Source organism: Thermoflexus sp. (genome assembly GCF_025055495.1).
Taxonomy (GTDB): Bacteria; Chloroflexota; Anaerolineae; order Thermoflexales; family Thermoflexaceae; genus Thermoflexus.
The window spans coordinates 1-11497 of record NZ_JANWXB010000314.1 but is presented as its reverse complement, the minus strand read 5'-3'; the positions used below and the strand labels follow the sequence as shown (position 1 = coordinate 11497).

Annotated in this window: 9 protein-coding genes; 7 read left to right on the top strand and 2 right to left on the bottom strand. The window is 62.5% G+C overall.

Going from position 1 to position 11497, the window contains the following annotated elements; genetic code table 11:
- Window positions 1–253 precede the first annotated feature (253 nt).
- Window positions 254–1735 carry an HD domain-containing protein gene (locus NZM16_RS10010; protein ID WP_295447724.1) on the top strand — a complete coding sequence of 494 codons (1482 nt, stop codon included), beginning with the start codon at window positions 254–256 and terminating at the stop codon, window positions 1733–1735.
- A gap of 169 nt (window positions 1736–1904) precedes the next feature.
- Here the strand turns inward: NZM16_RS10010 and NZM16_RS10005 are convergent, their stop codons facing one another.
- Both NZM16_RS10005 and NZM16_RS10000 read right to left on the bottom strand, forming a co-directional pair.
- Window positions 1905–3173 (bottom strand): aminotransferase class III-fold pyridoxal phosphate-dependent enzyme, encoded by a 1269-nt coding sequence (locus tag NZM16_RS10005; protein WP_295447727.1) that lies wholly within the window; start codon window positions 3171–3173, stop codon window positions 1905–1907.
- A gap of 167 nt (window positions 3174–3340) precedes the next feature.
- Window positions 3341–3679: a tRNA-binding protein gene (locus tag NZM16_RS10000; protein ID WP_295447729.1), complete on the bottom strand. Its 339-nt coding sequence runs from the start codon at window positions 3677–3679 to the stop codon at window positions 3341–3343.
- A gap of 488 nt (window positions 3680–4167) precedes the next feature.
- On the opposite strand from NZM16_RS10000, the gene NZM16_RS09995 reads away from it, so the two are divergent.
- The 6 genes from NZM16_RS09995 to NZM16_RS09970 all read left to right on the top strand — a co-directional run bounded on the left by NZM16_RS09995 (window position 4168) and on the right by NZM16_RS09970 (window position 11167).
- Window positions 4168–4620 carry an Hsp20/alpha crystallin family protein gene (locus NZM16_RS09995; RefSeq protein WP_295480205.1) on the top strand — a complete coding sequence of 151 codons (453 nt, stop codon included), beginning with the start codon at window positions 4168–4170 and terminating at the stop codon, window positions 4618–4620.
- 41 nt (window positions 4621–4661) lie between these two features.
- A complete protein-coding gene (lon, locus tag NZM16_RS09990) occupies window positions 4662–7226 on the top strand; it encodes an endopeptidase La (protein ID WP_295480203.1) in 2565 nt (854 codons plus the stop codon).
- A 176-nt stretch (window positions 7227–7402) separates the two neighbouring features.
- Entirely contained in the window at window positions 7403–7762 is a 360-nt protein-coding gene (locus NZM16_RS09985) for a PleD family two-component system response regulator (protein WP_295447738.1), read from the top strand.
- A 347-nt stretch (window positions 7763–8109) separates the two neighbouring features.
- Window positions 8110–9222, top strand: a complete 1113-nt coding sequence (locus tag NZM16_RS09980) for a hypothetical protein (RefSeq protein ID WP_295480201.1) — start codon at window positions 8110–8112, stop codon at window positions 9220–9222.
- Window positions 9223–9392: 170 nt separating this feature from the next.
- Window positions 9393–10706, top strand: a complete 1314-nt coding sequence (locus NZM16_RS09975; protein WP_295447744.1) for a hypothetical protein — start codon at window positions 9393–9395, stop codon at window positions 10704–10706.
- A 173-nt stretch (window positions 10707–10879) separates the two neighbouring features.
- The gene (locus tag NZM16_RS09970; RefSeq protein ID WP_295447746.1) at window positions 10880–11167 is read left to right on the top strand and encodes a GYD domain-containing protein; all 288 of its coding nucleotides are present in this window, start codon (window positions 10880–10882) and stop codon (window positions 11165–11167) included.
- Window positions 11168–11497 lie beyond the last annotated feature (330 nt).

Below are 11497 nucleotides of genomic sequence, written 5' to 3'. Positions count from 1 at the left end.
CGGTTCCTCAAATCCCCAGTTTATAACTGGACAAAGCACTCCTCATCTCCGGTTTCCCGGGATGCTCTATGATTTACAATGTGAACGCGATCGGGGGTAGCGCTGCAGAATGGCATGGAGGGCGGAGCGATCCCTTTCTCCGCTCTTTCCTTGTTCTCACCGGGAAAGAGGGGAGGGAATCTCCCGCCAAGCCGAAGAGGAGCACGCTACAGGATTCTGTGGTGTTACCCAATCTGGATGTGGGGAGGAAATGTTGCCTCGAGCGTTGCTGGAGCCGCTCAAGCGTTTGCTCGAGGAGGGCCCCTATGAGGCCCGGGTGGTTGGCGGCGCAGTGCGAGATCGCCTGATCGGCCGGGAGCCCAATGATCTCGATGTAGTGGTGGTCGGCCCCGCCTTGCGCCTGGCCCGGGCCCTGGCCGACCGGATCGGAGGGTTTTTCTACATCCTCGATGCCCGGCGGGAGTTCGGCCGGGTGGTCTGGCGGAGCCCAGGGGGCCGTCGGTTCTACATTGACCTCACCCGACGTGATGGTGCCTCCTGGGAGGAAGATCTCCGGCGCCGCGATTTCACCATCAATGCGATGATGGCGGATCTCGACGCTTTTCTCAGCGCGGAGCCTCTAATGCCCTTCGATCCCCTGGGGGGGCTGGAAGACCTGCGGGCTGGGCGGCTGCGTCCCTGTGCTCCCGACGCTTTCCGCCAGGACCCCGTTCGGATCATCCGGGCGGTTCGCTTCGAGGCCGAGTTTGGACTTCAAATGACGGCAGAGGCCGAGCAGGCGCTCCAGGAAGCGCTTCCCCGTCTGATCCTGGTCGCGCCGGAACGGGTGCGGGAGGAGCTGGTCAAAATCCTCTTGATCCCCCCTCTGGTCCGCAGCCTGCGGCGAATGGAGGCCTTGGGGATCCTCCCGGAGATCCTGCCGGAGGTAGCGAACCTGCGCGGCGTGATGCAGGGCCCGCCCCATGTGTGGGATGTCTATGAGCACACGCTACGGACGGTCACAGCGATGGAGCGGCTGCTGGGAGGCCCGATGGAATCACCGGAACTGTTGGATCTTGCACCGCGATGGGCGGAGATCGATGCGGCCATGGCCCCTTGGCGGGAACGTCTCCGCACCCGCTGGGAAGAGGAAATAGCGACGGATCACCCCCGACGGGCGCTGCTGTTGCTGGCCGCGTTGCTGCACGATATTGGGAAACCGGCGACCCGGACGGTGGAGCCGGATGGACGGGTGCGGTTCATTGGCCACGAGCGGGTGGGAGCAGAATGGGCGGCCCGTCGCCTGGAGATGCTCCGCTTCAGCAATGATGAGATCGAGGAGATCGAGATCCTGGTCCGTTATCACATGCGGCCGCACGGGCTGGCACGGGGGCGGCTCACGCCGCGGGCGATCTACCGGTTTTTCCGGGATATAGGAGAACGGGGAGTGGATCTATCGCTGCTCGCCCTGGCGGACACCCTGGCTGTTTGGGGCCCCACGCTGACGGATGGGATCTGGGGACCCCGACTGGAGGTGGCGCGGACTCTGTGGCAAGCCTTCTTCGAGGCGCCCGAGCGGTTCGTCCGCCCAAGCCTTCTCCTCCGGGGGGAGGACCTTCTGGCGCTGGGGGTGCCAGAGGGGCCACAGATCGGCCGTATCCTGGAGGCCATCCGCGAGGCTCAGGCGGCTGGCGAGGTGACCACCCGAGAGGAAGCCCTGGCTCTGGCTCGACGGTTAATGGATGAACCATCGTAGGGGCAACCACGAGGGGGTGCCCCTACAAAACGATACGGCACGTCGCACATTTCGTAGGGACAGGCACGAGGGCCTGCCCACGGGGGGTGCCCATAATGGGGCAGCCACAGGGGGCTGCCCCTACAAACAATCCCATGGGGTGGGCGCAATGTTCCGGGGATCGAATGCTTCATCCGACGGTTTCCATCGCCTCCCCGATCGCCTCCTCGAAAATGCGCAGCCCTTCCTGGATTTGTTCCGCAGTCACCACCAGAGGCGGGATCCAGCGGATCACGTTGTCATAGGTTCCGCAGGTGAGCAACAGCAATCCCCGGCGGAAGCAGGCGGCCTGGATCGCTTTGGCGATCGCAGTGTCCGGCTCTCCATCCCGGGCGAATTCCACGCCGATCATCAGGCCACGCCCGCGGACATCCCCGATCCGTGGGAAGCGTGAAGCGAGCCGGCGCAGGCCCTCCAGGAGCTCAGCCCCCCGGGCCGCCGCGTTCTCTGGCAGCCGCTCCTCTTTCATCACCCGGATGGTGGCGACCGCCGCGGCGCACGAGAGCGCGTTGCCCACGTAGGTGCCACCGTGGGCACCTGGCTTCCAGCGGGCCATCAGCTCCGCCCGCGCGGCGATCCCGGAAAGCGGAAGCCCCGAGGCGATCCCCTTGGCCATGATCAGGACATCCGGCACCACCCCTTCGTGTTCCACCGCGAAAAAGCGCCCGGTCCGCCCGAAGCCGGTCTGGACCTCATCGGCGATCAACAGGATCCCGTAATGATCACAGCGCTCCCGTAGGGCGGCGAGGAAGCCCTGGGGCGGCACCACATAGCCGCCCTCGCCCAGGATGGGCTCCACCAGAATGGCGGCGGTCTCCTCCGGGGCCGTCTGGGCCTTGAGAAGGAGATCCAGCTCCCGAAGGCAGAAACGCAACGTGTTCTCCTCATCCCAGCCGTAGCGATAGGCGTAAGGATACGGCGCGACGTAGACCCCCGCGGGCAATGGCTGATACCCCGCCCGGTAGATCGTCTTGCTGGTGGTCAGGGCCATGGCCATATGGGTCCGCCCGTGGAAGCTGCCCTGGAAGACGATCACATTCGGCCTTCCAGTAGCATAGCGGGCCAGCTTCACGGCCGCTTCCACGGCCTCCGCGCCGCTGTTGGCGAAGAAGAAGGTATCCAGCGGAGATGGAACGATGGTGAGTAACTCTTCCGCCAGCTCCAGCATCGGGCGGTGATAGACGATGTTAGCCTGGCCATGGAGAAGGCGGGCCGCCTGTTCCTGAACTGCGGCCACTACCTTCGGGTGACAGTGGCCGGTGTTGGTCACCGCGATCCCGCTGGTGAAATCCAGATAACGCTGACCGTCGGTCGAATAAAGATACACGCCTTCACCATGGGTGACTTCAAGATCGAAGATGCGCAGCCACACGGGGGAGAGATGGGCTTTGGCGGACATGGGAACCTCCTGAGGGTTCTCGGGCTGGACAGGCCGTCGAAGGCGGCCTTACCTACCCACGAAATGGATAGATGAAATGGATCGATCCCCCGAGGCCCTTCGGACCTTGGGGGGGAGGGGCCATCGGCGTTGCATCCTCACTCATCCATCGTGAAGCACCCCCCATGTTAGAACACGCGGGCGCCTAAGGGAACCTCTGCATCCGGCCGCAGGAGAACCACCCGGCCAGCCTCATCGGGAACGCCCAGGACCAGCACCTGGGAGTCGAAGCCAGCCACGTTTTTCGAGGGGAAGTTCACCACGGCGATCACCAGCGTCCCAACCAGTTCCTCCGGCCGATAGCGGTCCGCCAGCGCGGCGCTGCTGGTCCGGACACCGATCTCGGGGCCGAAGTCAATCCAGAGCTGGATCGAAGGTTTGCGCGCCCGCGGATGAGGCTCTGCACGGATGATGCGTCCCACCCGCATATCAATTTTAAGGAAGTCCTCGAAAGTGATGAGCGTCATACAGACCTCCTGGTTCGTTGAATGCGACTGGCCTTTGGATCAGCTGGTAATGGAGCTTTCGATCTGGCGCCCTGCCTATGATGGGCGACCCCCAACCTTTCCGCGATCTGAGGGATCGTGAAAAGGGGAGAATTATTTTAGACTTGTTGCGGAATTCGGATGAGGGGCTTGGGGATCGGGAAGGCCGCTGAAGGCGACCTGTCTGGTTCCCAAAACTCTTCCTTGAGGGATGTGGAGAGGGGGGAGAAAAATATCCTGGCTCGTCTCGAGCCCGCGCCGTTGGCTGGGCCAAGTTGCGGTCAGGAATTTAGGGAGGTGGGGCAGGCAGCGAAGCTGCCCGTCCTACCTTCGTGGGCGTTTCGGACCCCCGCTCTATGTCGCGAAGCAACACCCCCGGGGAACTCAAAAGTTCCCCATAGCGTGTGTTATAATCGAAATGATCCCGATAGTTCCCTGAAAACATGAGAGCCAGCAGCGGAGCGCTTTCTATGGATGAGTTCGAGCGGGCCCTCGAGCGGTTCGAATCTCAGATGGAGCGGCTGCTTCAGGACATCTTAACCCGGCAGCGCTGGCTGTTGCGCCATGGAAATGCATGGCGTCCGCCCACGGATGTTTATGAAACCGACGAGGCCGTGGTGATTCGGGTGGAGATCGCGGGATTGAAGCCTGAGGACGTGTTGGTGGCGCTGCACGATCGCTGGCTGGTGATCAGCGGCTACCGGCAGGATCCCACGCCGAAGGTCGCGTATCACCAGCTCGAGATCCATTACGGGGAGTTCCACGTAGAAGTCTATCTGCCCTGGGCGCTGGATGCGGATGCGGCCCAGGCCGTTTACCGCGATGGCTTCCTGATCGTGACCCTCCCCAAGAAGCCGCCGCTGACCATCACGGTGCGGACGCCGCGGCGTCTGCGGGTGACCAAATCGGAGGCAGGCCTGTGACTCTTAACCATCGGAGCAGCATTTGGACGAGGATGAGGGAGATGTGGATGCGACCCTTCGGGTTGAATTGGGAAGGTTATCTCCTGGACGAAGAGAGCGAGGAGATCCCCCCAATGGGGATCCGGCCGGAGGCCAGGCAGAGTCCGGAGGAGCCGGCGGTGGAGATCCCGGAGGAGCTGCCCATTCTTCCGCTGCGGGGGGTAGTGGTCTATCCCCTCACAGTGGTCCCTCTGGCCGTCGGACAGCCACGGTCGATCCGGCTGGTAGATGATACGGTCCTGGGCAAGAAGCTGGTCGGCCTGGTGGCCAGTAAGCGCCCCGAGCTGGAAGAGCCGATGCCGGAGGATTGCTACACCGTCGGGACTCTGGCGCTGATCCAGCGCCTGCTCCGGATGCCGGATGGCACGATGCGGATCCTGGTGATGGGGCTGGAACGGATCCGGATCCGGGAGTATACGGCCACTCAGCCCTACCTGAAGGCCCGGGTGGAACGCCATCCCGAAACGGTGACCCCCGGCCCGGAGCTGGAGGCTCTTCGCCGCAAGACAGCGGAGCTGTTCGCCCGGATGGTAGAGCTGGTCCCCGGCCTCCCTGATCAGCTCGGGGCCATGGCGATGGCCGTGGAGGATCCGAAGCAGTTAGCCTATGCGGTGGCCACTTATCTGCGGATGTCCCTCCAGGAAGCTCAAGAGATCCTGGAGCTGGACGATGTGGCGGCGAAGCTGCACAAGCTGATCGCTCTGCTGACGCGAGAGATCGAGGTCCTGGAGCTGGGTCGTAAGATCCAGACGGAGGCCCAGGCCCAGGTGGAAAAGATGCAGCGGGAGTTCTTCCTGCGTCAGCAGTTAGAGGCGATCCGCCGGGAATTGGGGGAGGCGGATGAGCACCAGATGGAGATCGAGGGGTTCCGGCGGAAGATTGAGGAGGCCGGGATGCCCCCTGAGGCCAGGCGGGAAGCCCTGCGGGAATTGGATCGCATGGCCAAACTGTCGCCTGCTTCCGCGGAGTATGGCGTGATCCGAACCTACCTGGATTGGATGGTGAGCCTCCCCTGGAACAAGACCACGGTGGATAACCTGGATGTGGCCCATGCCCGGAAGGTTCTGGATGAAGACCATTACGGCCTCCAGGACGTGAAGGAGCGCATCCTGGAGTATCTGGCAGTGCGCAAGCTCAAGCAGGAGCGGGCTTCGCAACTGGAGGAACTGGAGACCCGGGATTACATCCGTCGGGTTCGCGAGGGCGCGATCCTCTGCTTCGTAGGGCCGCCGGGTGTGGGCAAGACCTCCCTGGGCCAGTCCATCGCCCGGGCGATGGGCCGGAAGTTCACCCGTATGGCCCTGGGCGGCATCCGGGATGAGGCGGAAATCCGGGGCTTCCGCCGGACGTATGTGGGGGCCATGCCCGGACGCATCATCCAGGCCCTTCGTCGGGTGGAATCCCGGAACCCGGTCTTCATGCTGGATGAGGTAGATAAGATCGGGGCGGACTGGCGGGGTGATCCCTCCTCGGCGCTGCTCGAAGTGCTGGACCCTGAGCAGAACCGGGAGTTCCGGGATCACTATCTGGATGTGCCGTTTGATCTCTCCCAGGTCCTGTTCATCTGCACCGCGAACCAACTGGATACGATCCCCGTGCCGTTGCGGGACCGGATGGAGATCATCTTCATCCCCGGCTACACGGAGACGGAGAAGTTCCACATCGCGATGGGCTATCTCATCCCGCGACAGCTGCGGGAGAACGGGTTGATGCCCGGGGAGATCACCTTCACCGAGGCGGCGGTGCGGCGGATCATCCGGGAATACACCCGCGAGGCGGGGGTGCGGAACCTCGAACGGGCTATCGGTCGGGTATGCCGGAAGGTGGCGACCCGGGTCGCCGAAGGGGCTTCGGAGGCCGCACTCGTGGATGCGGAGGATGTGCCCCGGTATCTGGGCAAGCCGTTGTTCACCGAGGAAGAGCTCACCCACCGGGTGGAAGTCCCCGGCGTGGCCATCGGCCTGGCGTGGACGCCCACCGGAGGCGATGTCCTCTTCATCGAGGCAACCCGGATGCCGGGAAGCAAGGGGTTCGTGCTCACCGGATCCCTGGGAGAGGTGATGCGGGAGTCGGCCCAGGCCGCCCTGAGCTACGTGCGGGCCCACGCGAAGGATTATGGGATCCCGGAGCGCTTCTTCGAGCAGAGCGATATCCACATCCACGTTCCGGCCGGCGCGGTGCCCAAAGACGGCCCTTCCGCGGGCATCACGATCGTGACCGCCCTGGTCTCCTTGCTCTCCGATCGTCCGGTGCGGCCGGATGTGGGGATGACCGGGGAGATCACCTTGCGGGGGAAGGTGTTGCCAGTGGGAGGTATCAAGGAAAAGGTGCTGGCGGCGCACCGGGTGGGCCTGCGCACGGTGATCCTGCCGAAGCGCAACGAGAAGGATCTGGAGGACGTGCCGGAGGATGTGCGCCAGGCGATGGAGTTTGTGCTGGTGGAGACGGTCGACGAGGCCCTCGCGGTGGCGCTACAGGATCGGAGGGATGGAGCTCGGACGCCGTCGAAGGACGGCGCCCGACGCCGAGCCCCCGCGAAGACGAAGGCCAGTCGGTCCTCCCGGTGATCGTCTGCCCTGGGGCCCTGAGAGCTTCGGGAAGGAGGAGAGCATATCTTGGGGGTGCGGGTTCGAGGGGGCAAAGACCCCCGGGCCCTCATCCGAAGTTTTCCCCTTTCCACGGCCCAGAAGGCTGAGAAGAGGGATGATCGCCCCTTATGTAACGAGTCTAATTATGGTCAACCATGACCACCGTGATGATCATTGAAGACGACCCTCAAATGGCCCACATGCTGGCGACGCTGTTGGAATTCGAAGGCTATCGGGCTGTGATCTGCCCCTCTCCTGAGCGGGCTCTGGAGTGCATCCGGGAGGCACGGCCGGATATCGTGGTGATGGATTTCTATCTGGGAAAAGCAAGAGCCCCTGGATTGTTGCGTGCGCTTCGGGAAGATCCGGATCTTCAGAGCGTTAAGGTTATCGTGGTTTCTGGGGATGATCAGGAGACCGCCGCCCGGGCTGCAGGGGCGGACACGTTTTTGTTGAAGCCGTTCCCTATGGAAGAATTGGTCCGGCGCATCCAGCAGCTCCGCCGATCGGATTAGGAGGAATTCCCATGCATCTTTCCTCTCCAAGACGGCTGCGGATTTTAGTAGTCCCCGTCCTGGGCATCTTGATGGGCGGGATGATGTTGTTTCTCTCTTGGGAGGCCACCCGGGCAGCACCGGCAGTTGAGGTTGAGCCAAACGATTCTCCAGGCCAGGCCACATCCATTACGCTTGGAGATACGGTTCAGGGAACTATCGGAATTACCGTCACTGCCCCGGTGACCAATACGGATATTGATTATTACAGGTTTGCCGCTCTGATCGGAAACAACTATCGATTGTCTTTCAACATATTGTTCAATCCAAATCAACTGCTTGTTCGATTAAGGCTTTATGATAGTGCGTTGAATGTGATCGATGAGAGCATAGGTAGCTCCTCTCTCACCCTTTCCTGGAGGGCCTACACCACCACCCACTACGTGGAATTGGTGCCGCTGAGCTTTCAAAGCCCTTCTGCGCCGACACCGACGCCTACCCCTACACCGAGCCCAGTGGTTGTCAACTATTTATTGAGTGTAGTTCAAATTGCGAACACTCCGACACCTGTCCCCACGGCTACAGGGACTCCGACCCCATCTCCCACCCCCATATCTCCACCTACGCCTACCCCTGCGGGTTCCCCGGACGCCTTTGAGCCGAATTATGACTTCGACCGTGCGACCCTCATCGGCTTGGGAGCGAAATACACCGGCCTGAATTTCGTCCCGGTGACCCCGGGGACGGAGGATAATGATTTCTTCAAGCTCTGGGTGAAGCCGGGAATGCGCATCACATGTGAGACCACGGATCTTACGCCTGGAACGGACACGAACCTCATCGTCTATGACGCGAACCGAAATGGGGTCGCTGGGAACGATGACGTTAACCCCCAGGCCGGAGAGCTGGGGAGCCGGGTGACGGTCATAACCACCTGGGAAGGGTGGATGTATCTTCTGGTGGGGCAGGGGGGACGAGGCATTGTGTATGGATCCGGCTACAGCCTGCAGTGCAATGTGGGCCTGCCGCCGACCGCCACCCCTACGCCGACCCGCACGCCTCCGCCGATCACTGTGGTTCCTCCGCCGCCCACAGCCACGCCGTTCCCCACATTCACCCCGATTCCTACCGCCACGCCCACGCCGGTGCGCTTGCAGGTCCTGGCGTTAACTCCTACTCCCGCGCCGGTCGGGCGGCGAATCGAGGTGAGGTTGGAGGTTTATTACGATGCCAATGGCAGCGGATCATCGGATCCAGGGGAAGGGGTGGTGGGTCTGATGGCCTGGCTGGTAAGCCTCCGCGGGGGACAGGTGATCGCTCGTGGGGTGACCGATGACGAGGGACAGGTGATCCTGCAGGGGGTTGCGGAGGGGGTGGTGCGTCTGGTGATCCCCTATCTCGGGGTGGTGCGCCCCGTGGAGAGCGGCCAGTCGGTGACGATTCGGTTGAATCCGATCTCGATGCCGGCTCGTCTGCCATGACCGTCAAGGCAGAAAGGACAGGCTCCGCACGGATCATGGATGGTGTGAGGAGTATTTTCTTTCTTCATCCTTCGTCCCTATGGCTCTTTGGGATGTAGAGAAGAGAGAGGAATTTCCTTGAGCAAACTGTGAAGTAAAGATGGATGGATGACCGGTCTGGAGCAAGCGGGATGGATCCCTGGAAGAAGGCCATGGCCGTTTTCTCTCGCTGGCGGGAGCAGGCACGGGCGCGCTGGGAGCAGATCCCCCCTGCTGTTCGCCCGTTCTTGCTGATCAGCGCCGGCGTGGGGGCGATGGGGCTGGTTCTGTTTGTGGCAGGCCTTCTGTTGCTTGTCCGCGCCGCTCAACCCGCAACTCCGCCCCCGCTGAGGGAGACGATGGGAACTCCGTCGTCGCCCGTTCCGCTTCGGCTTCGGGTCAAAGATACCACCTTAAGAATTGCTCCCCTTGCTGTGCAAGGGGGAAGCTGGCCGGTGCCGCGCGGGCGAGGCGATACGGCTTATTGGATGGAAGGAACGTTCGCGAACCTGGTATTCGGCCTGTCCGACCGCCCGGAAACCCGACGTCTGGTGGAGGAATTGCAAGAGGGAGATGTTCTCGAGGTGGAGATGAGCACAGGCTCAGCGCTTCGCTTCCAGGTCTCCGGCAAGCAGCAGGTGCGCCCTGAGGATACGGCGATCCTCTCCCAGCACCGCCCAGGGCTGACGCTCCTGCTGGTCGGGGGGGAGCCCCGATGGGCAGTGACAGCCTCTCCGCTGCTGGAGACATCCCCATCGCTACTGGCCACGGGACGGGTTCCGATGGGCCTCCCGGTGCAGGTGGGGCCAATCCGTTTGAACTTAGAGAACGTGGAGCTGCGCTGGAGCGGTCCGGGGATCCCCGGGGATTTCGTCGGAGTGGTGATTCGGTTGGAGATGACCCACACTGGCGAAGAGCCCCTGGCGATCGAACGCTTCGAGATGAATCTGATCGATGCCGCTGGGCGACGGTATCAACCCACCATGTTGGAGGGTGTCCCGCTTCCTTCAGGCCGGATCGCTCCAGGCGGCACCGTCGACGGGTTGGTCGCCTATCTCATGCCCCGCAACAGCGCGGAAGGGATTCTGGTCTGGCGGTTCAACCCGCTTCCGGGCCGGACCACGCCGGTTGAAGTGGAATTTGAGGTTCCCCGTCCGACGCCCACACCGGAGCCAGAGGTTCTCCTTCAGATCCAGGTGCAGAGCGCAGAGTGGCTGCCTGAGGAACGGGTGCTGCTCATCCGGGGCGGGATCGGGAACCCAGGCGCGCAGCTTGTGATGCTGGAGGCAACGGAGGTGGAACTGATCGGGCCGGAGGGCCAGCCGGTGCCATTCTTGGAAGCTTCCCCCGCATTTCCCTGGATGATCCCGGCGGGTCGGAATCTGGGTTTCGAATTGCGGTTCGGATTATCTGCTCCAGGCCCGGTGACCCTGCGGATTGGCAAGGAGCGGTTTCAGATTCGCTGACTTTCCGGCGGTGAGGGAAATCTCAGGCTCGAGAATAACTGCTCCCTCCTGGGAGCCAGATGAATGGGGTGGAAGAGCGAGGGCTCATCAGGATTTGGAAACAAACGCTGACGACATGTTTTAGCGAAACAAACCACCGGCCCAAAAAGCCAAAAAGCGAAAAGGAGGTTGCCATGGCGATCTATATTATGCTCAGCACCCTGACCGGCGACGGCGCGGAAACCATCCGGGAGCGCCCCGAACGGATCCTGGAGGTCAACCGGGAAGTCGAGGCGATGGGGGTGAAGGTCCTGGCCCAGTATGCGGTGCTGGGTCCTTATGATTTCGTCAACATCGTGGAAGCGCCGGATAACGAGACAGTGGCTCGAGTCTCGGTGGAGCTCGCTTCGCGCGGAAGCGTGAAGATCATGACGCTCCCGGCTATCCCCATCGAGGAGTTCATCCGGCGGATAAAGGGTTAAGTTCCATCTTTCCTTGTAACGCCTTCTGAAGCCCGTCCGGTGCGGCTTTGAGAACGAAAGAGAGCTCCCTTCCGGTGGCCCTCCAGGCCGCGGGGAGGGGGGCGAAGATCTCTGAGGACAGGCGGAACGGGATGGGAAGCCTTTGATTTTGTTCCTCTTGCCCTTTGATTCCGGGCGTTCCCTTCAAACTGGACTTTGGACAAGCAGGCCGACACCAAGCGCCCTGAGCTTTCTGCGGCAAGAGGGCCAAGCCCCTCCCCGCGGCGCGAAGGGCCGCGGGGAGGGGGGAAATTGAATGTTTGGGGGTCGGGCCGGAACCCCGAAGGCGGC